The following is a 14,118-nucleotide window of genomic DNA, read 5'->3' on the forward strand; positions in this document are numbered from 1 at the left end:
GACTTCATCATGGGTGCCTAAATGCTTAGTTTCTTCACGCGAAGAAAAGCGTCTCCGATCTCGTCCAATGCTGCTGCAGGCTTTTTCAAACCAGAATCTCCCGACGCGTTGCTGTCGACTTCCCGACGGCGCCGGTTGATTGAAAACATCTGGCAGCGGACCTCTCTGCCCCGTGAGCAGTTCGAGACGCTTTACATGCAGGCATTCAAGAGCTACGCAGCCTTGGTGCAGCATCTCCCAGCCTCTGAGAATCATCACCATGCATATCATGGTGGCATGCTGGATCACGGTCTCGAAATCGTCGCCTACGCACTTAAGATACGGCAAATGTATCTGCTCCCCATCGGAGCGCCGCCCGAGTCGCAGGCGGCTCAGTCAGAAGCATGGTCTGCAGCATCGGCCTATGGTGCGCTCGTCCACGACCTGGGCAAGATTGCGGTAGACGTCAAGGTTGAACTCGCAGATGGCACTATCTGGCATCCATGGCACGGGCCTCTGGATCAGCCATACCGATTCAAGTACGTGAAAGGTCGAGACTATCGGTTGCATGGAGCAGCTTCGTCGCTGATCTACTCCAATGTGATTCCGGCGAAGGCATTGGACTGGCTCAGCGGGTTTCCCGAGCTCTGGTCTCAACTCGTGTTCGCGTTCGCAGGTCAGTATGAGCATGCCGATATCCTTGGTGAAATTGTCTCCCAAGCTGACCAGGCTTCCGTGGCACAGGAACTCGGAGGCAATCCTGGCCGAGCTATGTCAGCGCCCAAGCAGTCTATCCAACGGCAGCTGGCTGAAGGCCTGAGGATGCTCGTGGCGGATAAATTCAAGTTGAATCAGGCCGACGGTCCCTCAGACGGATGGCTGACTCAGGAAGGCTTGTGGCTTGTCAGCAAGCCAGCTGTAGATCAGCTCAGAGCACTTCTGCTGTCTCAGGGTATCGAACACATCCCCTCGTCCAACGCCCCAATGTTTAATCTGCTCCAGGATCAAGCGATCATTCAGCCCAACGAAGAGGGAAAAGCCATTTGGAAGGCCAGCATCGATAATGGTCGCGGCTGGAAGAACACGTTCACAGTGCTGAAAATAGCGCCGGCACTGATCTGGCCAAACACCACTGATAGACCTGAGACGTATACCGGCACGCTGACCGTGGAATCTGCACCAATGGCGGATGACAACGAGCAAGTTCCTACTGGAGGCGACGAATCTCAACCGGTGAACAGCAAAAATACGCCTGCAGCATCAGCATCGCGCCCTGCACCTAAGCAGGCACCTGCTGCAGCAAAAGATTTTGATGCGCTGGACGAGCTGCTCGATCTGTTCCCGGACCCGGTAGCGACAGCACCGACTCAACCAGCACCCGAGCCGGTAGGCGATGATGATCAGATTCCGTTTTTGCCCCCTCCTCCGGCAGCTACCAGTCTTAGCCAACCTCGGCAGCTTGTGGGTAACAAGGCAGAGAACCACACAGCCCCAGTCGAAGAGCCGGCAAAAGTCTTGCCGGAAAGTAGCTCAAGCCACGGCTTGAACTTCCTCACCTGGCTGAAGGGGGGCGTGATCTCCCACAGGATCATCATCAATGACGCCAAGGCACGTGTGCATACCGTGGATGGCACTGCGTTCCTGGTGAGCCCGGACATATTCAAACGTTACGCACTTGAGCACCCAGACATAGAGCGTGAGGCTAAAGAGCGGGATCTGGAAGCTTGGCAGGTCGTTCAGCGTTCTTTTGAGAAGCTGAAAAAACATCGCAAGACTGGCGCAGGCCTGAACATCTGGACATGCCTGGTCAAAGGACCACGAAAAAGCAAGCAACTGCGCGGCTATCTGCTCATAGAGCCTACCGACGTTTTCAGCGAGGTGCCCTATGACAACCCGGTCATCAGCTTGGCAGAATTGGTAGACAAGGACACATCTGAATGAAACCGATGACGCTTCCGGAACTGACCCAGGAGTACATCCTCACCCATGACCTTCGTCCTGACACAGTAAAGATTTACAGAGCGGCTACGAAAGCGTACGTGAACTTTTTTGGCGAATGCCTAGCCTACGAAACCACTCATCGAGACATGCTCGAATGGCGCCGATCGGAGCTGGCAAGGATCTCCAAGCGGAGCTGGAATACTTACTCAAGCCATCTGCGGACGGTGTACAGGTACGCAATGGAGCACGGGCTTGTCGAGCTGAAAGTAAATCCGCTAAAGGATACCCGTGTCATGCCTACCAAACGTCCGAAGAAGACGATTGGCAACGACGTCATTGTTCGGGCACGCAACTGGCTAAGGTTTCTCGTACAAGAGGAACTATCGACTGGAAAACGATCAGAGATCACTCCAGCATGGTTCTGGTTGGCAGTGTATGAAACCTTCTATTACACAGGCATAAGACTCAACGCGCTGCTGTGCTTGAGGTACGAAAACGTAGATCTGGGACAGAGACTGATAAGAGTGAGGGGAGAAACAGAGAAAACGCACCGGGAGTTTATTATTCCAATACCTGATGGACTGATGCCGCATTTAGTGCTGGTGATGGACACAGCCAAGAAGGTTGGCTTTTCTAGTACTGACCAAGTTTTCAATATCAACAGATTCTCCGGTCACTACAAACGGGAGTATATGAACTCTGATCAGGTGGAGGCCATGTACAAAAAGCTGACCAATATGACTGGCACGCGCATGACACCGCACCGCTTTAGGCACACGATAGCCAGCGAACTGATGAGGCAGCCCGAGCGTAATATTCACATCACAAAGAATCTGCTGAATCATTCAAATATAGCAACGACGATGGAGTACATAGAACCAGACTACGATCTGATGCGTGAAGTTATGAATGAAAGAGGTCAACAACAGGCCAAAATCAATTATCTAGTTAGACCGATAATCCCCAAAAGTTCAGGCCCTGCGGCTGGCAGCGCAGCACCGCGGGTGAGCTTGGTATCCGGGAAAGAGCTGCAACCGGCGACGACCGAATCAAGTGAGGCCAAAAAAGCCGACGATACGGCCTCCAATCCCCCTGTAGCGGAGCGTCTCGAACTGATGGCGTCCGCACCTTTGGTCAATGTATTAAAATCCACACCAGTTTCTGTTCATAGCGAGCCCGTTACCTCAAACGAGGCCAAAGCGCAGGCATTGAGTTTGATATTGGACGCACCGGAGATGGACTATGAGTTCGGCGAATTGGAGGATATTGCTCGCTGGATCAGGGAAAATGCTGCTGGAGAGATGGTTGTTCAGATTGCAGCCGAAGAAGACATAGGCATAATCAGCGAAGGCAAGGCATCTATTCAATCGCCCGACGGCTATTACAGGATCCCTTGGAGCAGTGGATCTGTAAAGTGAGTCGACGGTGCGGCAGATCCCTAAATGCCATCATCATGAGCACTCGCCAGAGCATGCATTCAGTTTCAGTAAACGTGCAAGATAGCCGATAACAGCCACGCACTGCGTCAGGTAAAAAAAATATGCGTGGCCTCCAGTAGCTCTGAAGCTGCACTCCGCCTTGCAATTTGACATCACGGCTTGCCGGCGCTATGTTTCGCGACAGACGGCTGCTTGTCTGGGTGCGCATCGCGCTCAAACGGTATCGCCTGCCTTCAGCTTCGAAAGACTAGCCAGCTGCCTTACAGATCGTTGCCTCAATGCCGTGACGGAAGCCCAATCAGCTACCCCACCTCAGGCCGGATAATCTGCAAGGCAAAAAAAAACCTGGAAATCCGCATTTTCATGGGCCTTCCAGATTTTCGAAATGGTGGGTCGTGTGGGATTCGAACCTACGACCAATTGGTTAAAAGCCAACTGCTCTACCAACTGAGCTAACGACCCTCTGTTGTGTGGCGCGTATATTACTGATTTTTATCAGTAATTCAACACCTTTTTTGAAAAACTTTAAAAATAACGAGTCGGATCTGCGATACCGGCAGCGGTAAAGCCCTCGGCGCGCAAGCGGCAGCTGTCGCATTTGCCACAAGCACGACCCTGGTCGTCAGCCTGGTAGCAGGAAACCGTCAGCGAGTAATCAACCCCCAACGCGGTACCTGCCTTGACGATGTCCGACTTGCTCAGATTCTGCAGCGGCGCCCTGATCGTGAAGCCCTGCCCTTCCACACCGGCCTTGGTAGCGAGATTGGCCATGCGCTCGAACGACTCGACAAACTCGGGACGGCAATCCGGGTAACCCGAGTAATCCACGGCATTGACGCCGATGAAGATATCCCGCGCGCCAAGGACCTCAGCCCAGCCCAGGGCGAGCGACAGAAAGACGGTGTTGCGTGCCGGTACGTAGGTGACCGGAATGCCTTCAGAAGGCGACTCAGGCACGGCAATGGAGCTGTCGGTCAATGCCGAGCCGCCAATACCGTTGAGGTTCAGGCCGATGACCTTGTGCTCCACGGCACCGAGATCACCGGCAACCCGCGCAGCGGCATCCAGCTCGGCGCGATGACGCTGGCCGTAGTCGAAGCTCATGGTGTAACACACGTACTCCTCGGCGCGCGCCATGGCTACCACGGTCGCAGAATCCAGGCCACCTGACAGAAGGATCACGGCTCTTTTTTCAGTCTTGGTCAATTCACTCATATCAGCGCCCCGGCTCGTCGTCCCAAAGAATTTTATGCAACTGCATCTGCAGGCGTACCGGCAGGTTGTCGGCAACGATCCAGTCTGCCAGATCACGGCCCTTGAGCTCGTGGTGGCTGGCAGAGAACAGAACTTCGCCCGCACGACGATCAAGACCGTACTGAATCAGCTTGGAAACGGCCCAGTCGTAATCTTCACGCGAGCAGATCACGAATTTGACCTGATCGTTGGCCGTCAGCAGTTCCATGTTCTCGTAGCGGTTACGCGAGACTTCTTTTGACCCTGGGGTCTTGAGGTCTACCACGCGACTGACGCGAGGATCCACCGCCGAGATATCCAGCGCGCCACTGGTCTCCAGAGACACTTCATAGCCCGCGTCGCAAAGACTCTTCAGCAACGGAATGGCATTGGGCTGGGCGAGCGGCTCGCCACCGGTGACGCAGACATAACGAGGGCGATAGGAGGCCACTTGCCCAAGGATATCGTCCAGCGGCTGAATGGTGCCGCCGCTGAACGCATAGGCGCTATCGCAGTACTGACAGCGCAACGGGCAGCCGGTAAGGCGGACAAATACGGTGGGCAGGCCAGCCGTACGGGTTTCACCCTGCAACGAGTGAAAGATTTCGGTGATGCGTAATGTGTCTTGCATATCAGCCACGGGCGTAACAGCTAAACAGGCCGTCCGCCTCCGTCAGGCACTTCAAGGGACTCGGCAATCGCGGAATCCAGAAAAGCGTAAGGTGTACCGGAATTTCGGGTGCGAGATTCTAACGAAAAAAGCCGCGACTAGCGCGGCTTTCTTGATCAGCGGGTCAGGACATCAAAGGCGCTGGAGATCTCGTTGCGCCAATTGTGCAGCTGAAGTGCCCGGATACTGGGCGACGACCTGCTGCAATATGCCTTTTACCTTGTCGGCATGACCCAGACGGCGTTCGACATCAGCCAGCTTGTACAGCGAATCAGGCACCTTGGCATGCTTCGGATACTGCTGACTGACTTTGGCGAACGCCTGACCGGCGCCCTGAAGGTCGCCTTTGGCCAGATTGACTTCACCCAGCCAGTATTGGGCATTGCCCGCATACGAACTGTTGGGGTATTTGCGCAGGAAAGCGGTGAAGGCCTGACTGGCCTTGTCGAAATCCTTTGCCTTGATCAAATCGAAGGCTGCTTCGTAATAAAGCTTCTCCTTCGCCGGATCAGGAGGCTCGGTGCCTGCTGCCGGTGCCTGCTGAGCCGCTGAGGCCGAAGGCGTCCCGCCGGCGTCGATAGCGCCACCAGCAGGTTGGGAATTATTGGTAGCCGGAGCGGATGCGCCACTGGCTATACGTTGATCGAGTTCCTGATAACGCTCCAGGGCTTCCTGCTTCATGCGCTGGATGTCATTTTGCTGGACCTCGACAACACCGCGCAAACGCGCGATTTCGTCCTGCATTTGCTGCAGCTGCATGAACAGCTGACCTTGTGCCGAGGCAGGGGCCGTAACCCCTCCCCCGGCATAGGCGCCGGACGTGCCATAACCCGCTGGCGGATAACTGCTGCTGCCAGAGCCAGAATTGTTATCGACCACAGGTGCCGCACCCAACGCTGAAAGCGGAAGGGCGAGGGCCAAAACGGTTAGAGCACGTCGGCACGTTCGCATGTCAAATTACTTACGCAGTTCGACGCGACGGTTTTGAGCCCAGGACTGCTCGTCGTTGCCGGTAGCAACTGGACGCTCTTCGCCGTAGGAAACCAGTTCCAGCTGAGCTGGGGAAACACCTTGCAGTACCAGGTAGCGCTGAACGGCTTTCGCACGACGCTCGCCCAGTGCCATGTTGTACTCGCGAGTACCACGTTCGTCGGTATTGCCTTCCAGAACAACGCGAGCGCCGTTAGCTTTCAGGTCTTTGGCGTGCACGTCCAGGGAGCGCATGGCTTCTGGCTTCAGGTCCGAACTGTCGTATTCGAAGTAGAAGGTGGTGATTGCGCGCAGAGCAGCTTCTTCGCTCAGGGAGCCGTCAACAGCACCCGAGTTGGCGCCGTAACCAGCGTTAGGATCAACAGCAGCACCGCCTGCACCGGCATTGTCGCCGCCTTTGGACGAGCAACCTACAGCTACAGCCATGGCCAGAGCCAGCGCAGCAAATTTACCAAACTTCAGCATTTCCATCTTGAAACTCCTAATGAACCCCAGTGTGTTAAGCAAATCGTGTAGCGCCGCGTCAGTTCAGGTAAGGGGACCAGGAAGGTTCTCTGACTTCGCCTTGAGCGGTAGGAAGCGGGAGCCTTACGCGTCCGTTAATGGACACGAGCATCAAGACTCCCCGGCCCTGCTGGCGGGTGGCGTAGATTACCATGGTGCCGTTGGGCGCAACAGTAGGCGACTCATCAAGGTTGCTATCTGTGAGGATTTTTACGCTACCGCGGGCCAAATCCTGCACTGCCACCTTGAAATTAGTGAAGCCGTCCTGCCGGTGAATCATTACCAGCGTCTTTTCATCGGCTGACAATTTCGGGTTGGCGTTGTAGTTACCCACGAACGTCACGCGTTCGGCACCGCCGCCATTAATATTGGTCTTGTAGATCTGTGGCTTGCCGCCACGGTCCGACGTGAAGTATAGCGTAGACCCGTCCTTACCGAAGAAAGGTTCAGTATCAATCGAAGAATCGTTGGTGACGCGGCTCAATTGGCGCGACGCCAGATTGATCACGTAGATCTCCGGGTTACCGTCCTTGGACAGCACGAACGCCAGCTTGCTGCCATCCGGCGACCAGGCGGGCGCGCCGTTCAGGCCTTCGAAGTTGGTGATCTGTTCACGACGACCGGTGTCGATGTGCTGAACGAAGATGCGTGGACGCTTCTGCTCAAACGAGACATAGGCAATACGCTTGCCGTCCGGGGCGAAACGCGGCGACAGGATCGGCTCACGGGATTGCAACAGGGTTACCGCACGAGCACCGTCGTAATCCGAACGCTGCAGGGTGTAACGCGTGTTGTTCTCCGAGAAGCGTTCGGCCGTCACGTAAAGCATACGTGTTGAAAACGCACCCTTGATACCGGTGAGCTTCTCGAACGACTGGTCAGCAATGTAGTGCGCCATGTCGCGCAGCTGGTCATTGGTACCCGATACGTTACCGGTCAGAACCTGCTGCTCGGTAGCCACGTTGAACAGTGCGTACTGGATCTGCAGACGTCCGCCGGCAGGCGTGATGTTGCCGACCATGACGTACTGCGCACCCAGCGCTTTCCAGTCACGGAAAATGACTTCGCTGGCCTGGGTCGGCAAGCTGATCATGTTCTGCTTCGGGATCGGCGCGTAGTAGCCGGAGTTGCGCAGATCGTTGCTTATGATTTCGGCCATGTCTTCAGGCAGAACGTTGCCGCCCTGCCATCCGAAAGGCACAACAGCGATGGGCGCTGCACGGTCACTGCCGCTGGTGACCAGAATGTTCTTTTCTTCTGCCGACACCATTGCGGATGCGAAACAGAGAACGACCAGCAGTCCTCGAAAAAGGTTGATCACAAGGCTAGATCTCCAGGTGTGAATGTCATCTTGAATGAACGATAGGGCGCGAAGTCAGCCGGCTTCAGACCCTGCATTTCTGTCAAACGTCCAATGTTCTTCACCGCAGCAACCGCAGAGCTGTCAAACGGTCCGTCGCCACTGGATTTGGCAATCGATACAGAGGCAATCGTACCGTCCGGCAACATCCCGATCTGCAACGTTACCGACATGTTGTTACGTGCCGATGGTGGACGACTCCAGCCTTCGGAAGCCCTGACACGAATCAGGTCATCGAAACTGCCAGCCGTTTCATCGCCCCGCTCGTCAGCCAAAGCCTGTTGCCGCTCCGGTTTGTCGGACAGCAAATCGGCCAGTGCCTGCGCCTTCTTGTCTTCAGCGGATTTACGAGCTGCTTCCTGCGCCTTCTTGGCGGAATCGGCAGCGGCTTTTTTCTTCGCGTCCTCGGCAGCCTTTTTCTTGGCGTCTTCTGCGGCCTTTTTCTTGGCCTCATCAGCAGCCTGCTTCTTGGCTTCCTCGGCAGCAGCTTTCTTGGCGTCTTCTTCGGCTTTTTTCTTCGCCTCGTCTTCGGCCTTCTTCTTGGCTATATCAGCCAGCTGCTTCTCTTCAAGCTTTTTGGCGTCGGCAACCTTCTTGGCTTCATCGGCTTTCTTGGCATCGTCAGCCTTTTTGGCCTCCTCTGCTTTCTGTTCGGCCTTTTTGGCTTCGTCGGCAGCTTTCTGCTCTTCGGCTTTTTGAGCTGACTCTTCTTTCTTTTGTTCCGCAGCTTTTACAGCTTCCTGTTTTTGCTGCTCGATCTTTTTCTGCTCCAGCTGTTCGACTTCTGTCTGTCGTGCAGCGGTTTTCTTCGCCTCACCGGCAATCTTCTGGTTGGTCTGGGTAGTGGCCTGGCTCTTGGACTTGAGCTGATAGAGCGTTGCCTGAACGATAGGCTTGGCTTCGGGCAGATCCGGAGTCATGGCAAAGCTGACGAACAGCATGCCGAAAATCAGAATATGCAATGCCACGGCCCAGACACTGGGCCAGAAGTAGCTTTCCGAGGCGGACGGCTCTCGAATCGGCTGCATCAGGGTGCCTCGGTAATCAAGCCAACATTCCCGACCCCAGCCTTCTGCAGCCCGCCCATCGTGCCCATGACCGAGCCGTAATCGACGGTCTTGTCACCACGAATGAAAACCTGGGTCTGCTTGCCTGCGTCACGACCGGCAGCGACGATCTTGGTCACGGCGGCAGTCAGCTGTGGCAGGGTCATTGCCTTGTCCATCTGCTTGTCGGTGTCGACTTCGCTGCCAAGGTTCCAGTAATAGGTCTTGTCAGCCTTGATCGAAATGGTCAGGACCTGATTGTTGTTGTCTTGCGGCAAAGCCTCGCTGGAGACCTTGGGCAAGTCGACTTTCACGCCCTGGTTGATCATGGGAGCCGTCACCATGAAAATCACGAGCAACACCAGCATCACGTCGATGTAGGGCACTACGTTCATTTCGGCGACCGGCTTGCGTTTTCTGCGACGATCTCGAGCGATTAAAGCCATGGGGAATTACCTGCTCACTCTTCGCTGGTGTGCACTTTACGGTGCAGGATGGCCTGGAACTCGTCAGCAAACGTGTAGTAACGGCTGATCAAGGTCTCACTGCGCGCGGCGAAACGGTTGTAGGCAATAACGGCCGGAATGGCTGCAAACAGGCCGATGGCCGTTGCAATCAGTGCTTCGGCAATACCCGGTGCCACAGTAGCCAGAGTTGCCTGCTGCGCAGTCGCCAGACCGCGGAAGGAGTTCATGATCCCCCAGACAGTACCGAACAGACCGACATAAGGACTGGTAGAACCGACGGTCGCCAGATACGGCAGACCGGCTTCGAGTTTCTCTTCCTCGCGGGAGATGGCAACCCGCATGGCGCGCGCCACACCTTCCATGACCGCATCAGGATCGACGCCGGACTGCTGACGCAGACGCGAGAATTCCTTGAAACCGGCACGGAAGATCTGCTCGACGCCCGAGTCAGGATCGGGATTGCTGCCCGCCTGACGGTACAGCTTGGACAGATCGATACCCGACCAGAAACGCTCTTCAAAGCTGTCCAGTGCACGTCGACCTGCACGCAGCATGTTGCTGCGCTGAAAAATCACGATCCACGAAGTGACCGAAGCAGCTACCAGAATCAGCATTACCAACTGAACAACAATGCTGGCATTGCTGACCAAACTCCACATGGAGGAATGGTCGACGACGTTAGCTTCCACGCTTTATCTCCTGCTCTGAATGTATGCCCGCGCCGCCCTGGTCGGCAAAGGCCGCTCGCAGAGCTTCGGGAATGGCCCGGGGTTTAAAACTATCGGCGCGTACACACGCCACCAGGAACTGCCCTTCACAGAGCAGCGTTGCATCCGACGCCCGCCTGATCTGCTGTTTAAAGCGCAGGCTGACGCGATTCAATTCGGTTACTTCTGCACTGACGAGCAGCTCGTCATCCAGCCGCGCCGGCTTGTGATAACGCGCCTCACTGGAGTGCACGACAAATAAAAGGTTTTCCTGCGCCAGTTCGGATTGGGCAAAGCCCAATTCCCGTAGCCGCTCGGTACGAGCCCGCTCCATGAATTTCAGATAATTGACGTAGTAGACGATGCCGCCGGCATCGGTGTCCTCGTAATAAACGCGACAGCGATGTGCGAACGACTGAACCCCGTTTTGCGCGCGCATACTCTAGAGCTTACTCCTCGGGTTGCCAATCGGGTCAGGCAACTGTTTTTCAACGTTTTGCCACTTAGTTACAGGTATCGGCGGCAGGACTGGCAATGTGACCACGCAGAACGCAAATAAATTGCAAACCATTGCTATAAATCCACAGGCTCATCGCCGAAATCGTCCGGTATCGGTATCTCGCCCATCCTCGACGGGATATTCAGGCCGAAATGCAGATACGCATGCCGGGTCACCACACGCCCGCGAGGTGTGCGCATGATATAGCCTTGCTGGATCAAATAGGGCTCGAGTACGTCCTCGATTGTATGACGCTCTTCGCTGATGGCCGCCGCCAGGCTGTCGATACCCACCGGACCACCGTCAAACTTCTCGATCATGGTCAGCAGCAAACGCCGGTCCTGATGATCGAAGCCGTGCTCGTCGACGTCCAGCAGGTTAAGGGCCTTGTCAGCGGTCTGCCGGGTAATCTGCCCGTTGCCACGCACCTCGGCGAAATCCCTTACCCGACGCAACAGGCGGTTGGCGATACGCGGCGTGCCACGCGCGCGCCTGGCGATCTCGAAAGCGCCCTGCGGCTCGATGACCAACCCCAGAATGCCTGCCGAGCGCGAGACAATCGTCGAAAGATCGGCGATGTTGTAAAACTCGAGCCGCTGCACGATGCCGAAGCGGTCGCGCAACGGATTGGTCAGCATGCCGGCACGAGTGGTCGCGCCGACCAGCGTGAACGGCGGCAGGTCAAGCTTGATGGAACGCGCTGCCGGCCCCTCACCAATCATGATGTCGAGCTGAAAGTCTTCCATTGCCGGGTACAGCACTTCCTCGACGATCGGCGACAGACGATGGATCTCGTCGATGAACAGCACGTCGTTGGGTTCGAGGTTGGTCAGGATCGCTGCCAGATCACCGGGCCGCTCGAGGACCGGGCCGGACGTACTCTTGATCGACACGCCCATTTCCTGAGCGATGATATTGGCGAGCGTGGTCTTGCCCAGGCCGGGCGGACCGAAGATCAGCGTGTGATCCAGCGCTTCGCTGCGACCACGGGCAGCCTGGATGAACAACTCCATCTGCTCGCGTACGGTCGGCTGGCCGATGTAGTCGGCGAGGCTCAGTGGCCGAATCGCACGGTCCATCTGTTCATCACGATCACGGCCACCGGTGGCGGTTATCAGGCGGTCGGCGTCTATCACTTAACCCATCCCCTTCAACGCACGGCGAATCAGATCCGCACTGCTCAAATCTTTTTCCTTGATGGCGGAGACAGCCTTGCTCGCCTCCTGAGGTTTGTAACCCAGCGAAATCAGTGCGCTGACCGCATCGGATTCTGCCGACGCTACAGGCTCAGCCTGATTGGGGCCATTCGAAACCAGCGTAAAGGTGCCTGGCAAGGACTCCCAGGCCTTGAAACGGTCCTTGAGCTCGACCAGCAGCCGCTCGGCGGTCTTCTTCCCCACGCCGGGAATGCGCGTCAGCGCCGAAGTGTCCTGCGCCTGCACGCAACGCACCAGCTCATCGACTTCCAGACCGGACATCAGCGCCAGCGCCAGCTTGGGGCCGACGCCATTGAGCCGGATCAGCTCACGAAACAGCTCACGCTCGCGCTTTTCGTAGAAGCCGTACAACAGATGCGCGTCTTCGCGGACCACAAGATGGGTGTGCAATGTCACCGTTTCGCCAACATGCGGCAGCCGGTACAGGGTAGTCATCGGCACTTCCACCTCATAGCCGACACCGTTGACATCCAGCACCAGATGCGGAGGCTGCTTTTCGGCGAGAGAGCCGCGTAAACGTCCAATCACGTTTCAGATCCTTTCGTGTTGCCTGTCGCTCGCGCGAAGAAATTGAACACCGTCATCATCATAATGCCTGTCAGAGCCGCAAGCGGCCGCCGCGACTGCGTGCAGTGCCCAAGCCGTGAGGAATCAGACTGGAGCGCGTATGCGCATGGCACAGGGCGATGGCAAGAGCATCGGACGCATCGATTTGCGGCTTTTGGGTCAGTTTGAGCAGGTGCATGACCATCATCATCACCTGTTCTTTATTGGCACCGCCAGTTCCTGCAACGGCCTGCTTGACCTGGGTTGCGGTGTATTCGGCAATTTCCAGCGCCTCTTCGGCACCCGCCACGATGGCTGCGCCCCGGGCCTGCCCTAGCTTCAATGCCGAATCGGCGTTACGCGCCATGAAAACCTTTTCGATGCCCATCGTCACAGGTCCGTAGGTCTTGATGACCTCCCGCACGCCGCGATAAACGATCTGCAAACGCTCGTGCAGCTCGCCGCTGCCGGTGCGGATGCAGCCCGACGCGACATAGACACAGCCGCGTCCGGTGTCGCGTACCACGCCATAGCCGGTGATTCGCGAACCGGGATCGATACCAAGAATAAGAGTCATAACGCCTGCAGCTTGAGGAGGTCACGCAAAACAATAGATGCAGCATAAAGGCAGAAGCCGGGGGCCGATAGCTGCGCGTTGCTCACAGCTTCGTTCCCCCGGCTTCCGACCTGGTGTTACCTGTGAGCGATCAGCCCAGCTGCTCCATCACTTCGTCCGGGATTTCCGCGTTGGAATAGACGTTCTGTACGTCATCCAGGTCTTCGAGCATATCAATCAGCTTGAGTACCTTTTCAGCGGTGTCCAGATCAAGTACGGCGCTGGTGGTCGGCAGCATGACGATCTCTGCGTCTGCAGCCTTGAAGCCCGCAGCCTCCAATGCATTACGTACCGCATAAAACCCGGAGAACGAGGTGAACACATCGATCGAGCCGTCTTCGTTGGTCACCACATCGTCAGCATCGGCCTCCATGGCAGCCTCGATCAGCGAATCCTCATCGACACCGGCAGCGAAGGAGATCTGGCCCTTGCGATCGAACAGGTAGGCAACAGAGCCGTCGGTGCCGAGATTGCCGCCGCACTTGGTGAACGCATGACGCACAGCCGCCGCGGTACGATTGCGGTTGTCGGTCATGGTTTCAACCATGATCGCCACGCCGCCCGGACCGTAGCCCTCGTAACCCAGCTCCTCGACATCATCACCGTCGGACGCCCCTACCCCTCGCGCCACCGCACGATCAATGGTGTCACGGGTCATGTTCGCACCAAGTGCCTTGTCCAGCGCCAGACGCAGACGCGGGTTGGAACCGGGATCACCGCCACCCTGACGCGCAGCAACGGTCAGTTCACGGATCCACTTGGTGAAAATCTTGCCTTTTTTGGCATCCTGACGCTCTTTGCGGTGCTTGATGTTCGCCCACTTAGAATGACCTGCCATTTTTCGCTCCAGATTCTTTTTGAAACACCTTCACCTTTCGCCCTGATTAAACGGGCAAAAAGCTTA

At 56.4% G+C, this 14,118-nt stretch carries 15 protein-coding genes and 1 tRNA gene; 2 read left to right on the top strand and 14 right to left on the bottom strand.

Annotated features, from left to right (window positions below):
- The first annotated feature begins 21 nt into the window (after window positions 1-21).
- Together mobH and JOE33_RS07200 are read left to right on the top strand one after the other, a co-directional pair.
- Window positions 22-1,920, top strand: a complete 1,899-nt coding sequence (gene mobH, locus JOE33_RS07195; protein WP_209924065.1) for a MobH family relaxase — start codon at window positions 22-24, stop codon at window positions 1,918-1,920.
- Window positions 1,917-3,338, top strand: coding sequence for a site-specific integrase (locus JOE33_RS07200; protein ID WP_209924066.1), 1,422 nt, complete (start codon window positions 1,917-1,919; stop codon window positions 3,336-3,338). Before mobH ends, JOE33_RS07200 begins: the two co-directional genes overlap by 4 nt.
- A gap of 407 nt (window positions 3,339-3,745) precedes the next feature.
- On the opposite strand, the gene JOE33_RS07205 is transcribed toward JOE33_RS07200, so the two are convergent.
- The 14 genes from JOE33_RS07205 to JOE33_RS07270 form a co-directional block, all read right to left on the bottom strand.
- Window positions 3,746-3,821: transfer RNA gene (locus JOE33_RS07205), tRNA-Lys, on the bottom strand.
- Between the two features lie 63 nt (window positions 3,822-3,884).
- Complete coding sequence (gene queC, locus JOE33_RS07210; RefSeq protein WP_187626010.1) at window positions 3,885-4,574, bottom strand: 7-cyano-7-deazaguanine synthase QueC; 690 nt, start codon at window positions 4,572-4,574, stop codon at window positions 3,885-3,887.
- A 1-nt stretch (window position 4,575) separates the two neighbouring features.
- Window positions 4,576-5,223, bottom strand: a complete 648-nt coding sequence (gene queE, locus JOE33_RS07215) for a 7-carboxy-7-deazaguanine synthase QueE (protein ID WP_187626011.1) — start codon at window positions 5,221-5,223, stop codon at window positions 4,576-4,578.
- Window positions 5,224-5,394: 171 nt separating this feature from the next.
- Window positions 5,395-6,213 (bottom strand): tol-pal system protein YbgF, encoded by an 819-nt coding sequence (gene ybgF / locus JOE33_RS07220; protein ID WP_187626012.1) that lies wholly within the window; start codon window positions 6,211-6,213, stop codon window positions 5,395-5,397.
- A gap of 6 nt (window positions 6,214-6,219) precedes the next feature.
- Window positions 6,220-6,723, bottom strand: coding sequence for a peptidoglycan-associated lipoprotein Pal (pal, locus tag JOE33_RS07225; RefSeq protein WP_003314369.1), 504 nt, complete (start codon window positions 6,721-6,723; stop codon window positions 6,220-6,222).
- 52 nt (window positions 6,724-6,775) lie between these two features.
- Window positions 6,776-8,026 carry a Tol-Pal system beta propeller repeat protein TolB gene (gene tolB / locus JOE33_RS07230; protein WP_210434907.1) on the bottom strand — a complete coding sequence of 417 codons (1,251 nt, stop codon included), beginning with the start codon at window positions 8,024-8,026 and terminating at the stop codon, window positions 6,776-6,778.
- Between the two features lie 47 nt (window positions 8,027-8,073).
- Window positions 8,074-9,144, bottom strand: coding sequence for a cell envelope integrity protein TolA (tolA, locus tag JOE33_RS07235; protein ID WP_004406115.1), 1,071 nt, complete (start codon window positions 9,142-9,144; stop codon window positions 8,074-8,076).
- Window positions 9,144-9,599 carry a protein TolR gene (tolR, locus tag JOE33_RS07240; RefSeq protein ID WP_161420636.1) on the bottom strand — a complete coding sequence of 152 codons (456 nt, stop codon included), beginning with the start codon at window positions 9,597-9,599 and terminating at the stop codon, window positions 9,144-9,146. Before tolR ends, tolA begins: the two co-directional genes overlap by 1 nt.
- A gap of 23 nt (window positions 9,600-9,622) precedes the next feature.
- Window positions 9,623-10,318 carry a protein TolQ gene (gene tolQ, locus JOE33_RS07245; protein WP_002554655.1) on the bottom strand — a complete coding sequence of 232 codons (696 nt, stop codon included), beginning with the start codon at window positions 10,316-10,318 and terminating at the stop codon, window positions 9,623-9,625.
- The gene (gene ybgC / locus JOE33_RS07250) at window positions 10,308-10,775 is read right to left on the bottom strand and encodes a tol-pal system-associated acyl-CoA thioesterase (protein ID WP_003314364.1); all 468 of its coding nucleotides are present in this window, start codon (window positions 10,773-10,775) and stop codon (window positions 10,308-10,310) included. The genes tolQ and ybgC overlap by 11 nt, the downstream gene beginning before the upstream one ends.
- Before the next feature lie 134 nt (window positions 10,776-10,909).
- Window positions 10,910-11,971, bottom strand: coding sequence for a Holliday junction branch migration DNA helicase RuvB (gene ruvB, locus JOE33_RS07255; protein ID WP_010432212.1), 1,062 nt, complete (start codon window positions 11,969-11,971; stop codon window positions 10,910-10,912).
- Window positions 11,972-12,580, bottom strand: a complete 609-nt coding sequence (gene ruvA, locus JOE33_RS07260) for a Holliday junction branch migration protein RuvA (RefSeq protein WP_003364731.1) — start codon at window positions 12,578-12,580, stop codon at window positions 11,972-11,974.
- A 70-nt stretch (window positions 12,581-12,650) separates the two neighbouring features.
- Entirely contained in the window at window positions 12,651-13,175 is a 525-nt protein-coding gene (ruvC, locus tag JOE33_RS07265; protein WP_003364732.1) for a crossover junction endodeoxyribonuclease RuvC, read from the bottom strand.
- A gap of 130 nt (window positions 13,176-13,305) precedes the next feature.
- Window positions 13,306-14,052 carry a YebC/PmpR family DNA-binding transcriptional regulator gene (locus JOE33_RS07270; RefSeq protein ID WP_010432219.1) on the bottom strand — a complete coding sequence of 249 codons (747 nt, stop codon included), beginning with the start codon at window positions 14,050-14,052 and terminating at the stop codon, window positions 13,306-13,308.
- Window positions 14,053-14,118: the final 66 nt, after the last annotated feature.

Source organism: Pseudomonas sp. PvP027 (assembly GCF_017833005.1).
In the GTDB taxonomy this organism is placed as follows: domain Bacteria; phylum Pseudomonadota; class Gammaproteobacteria; order Pseudomonadales; family Pseudomonadaceae; genus Aquipseudomonas; species Aquipseudomonas congelans.

Excerpts from the sequence above, each read along its gene's own strand:
- ybgF (WP_187626012.1), bottom strand. The coding sequence starts at position 6,213 with ATGCGAACGTGCCGACGTGCTCTAACCGTTTTGGCCCTCGCCCTTCCG.
- tolA (WP_004406115.1), bottom strand. The coding sequence starts at position 9,144 with ATGCAGCCGATTCGAGAGCCGTCCGCCTCGGAAAGCTACTTCTGGCCC.
- JOE33_RS07270 (WP_010432219.1), bottom strand. The coding sequence starts at position 14,052 with ATGGCAGGTCATTCTAAGTGGGCGAACATCAAGCACCGCAAAGAGCGT.
- ybgC (WP_003314364.1), bottom strand. The coding sequence starts at position 10,775 with ATGCGCGCGCAAAACGGGGTTCAGTCGTTCGCACATCGCTGTCGCGTT.
- queE (WP_187626011.1), bottom strand. The coding sequence starts at position 5,223 with ATGCAAGACACATTACGCATCACCGAAATCTTTCACTCGTTGCAGGGT.
- pal (WP_003314369.1), bottom strand. The coding sequence starts at position 6,723 with ATGGAAATGCTGAAGTTTGGTAAATTTGCTGCGCTGGCTCTGGCCATG.
- tolB (WP_210434907.1), bottom strand. The coding sequence starts at position 8,026 with ATGGTGTCGGCAGAAGAAAAGAACATTCTGGTCACCAGCGGCAGTGAC.
- mobH (WP_209924065.1), top strand. The coding sequence starts at position 22 with ATGCTTAGTTTCTTCACGCGAAGAAAAGCGTCTCCGATCTCGTCCAAT.
- queC (WP_187626010.1), bottom strand. The coding sequence starts at position 4,574 with ATGAGTGAATTGACCAAGACTGAAAAAAGAGCCGTGATCCTTCTGTCA.
- ruvC (WP_003364732.1), bottom strand. The coding sequence starts at position 13,175 with ATGACTCTTATTCTTGGTATCGATCCCGGTTCGCGAATCACCGGCTAT.
- JOE33_RS07200 (WP_209924066.1), top strand. The coding sequence starts at position 1,917 with ATGAAACCGATGACGCTTCCGGAACTGACCCAGGAGTACATCCTCACC.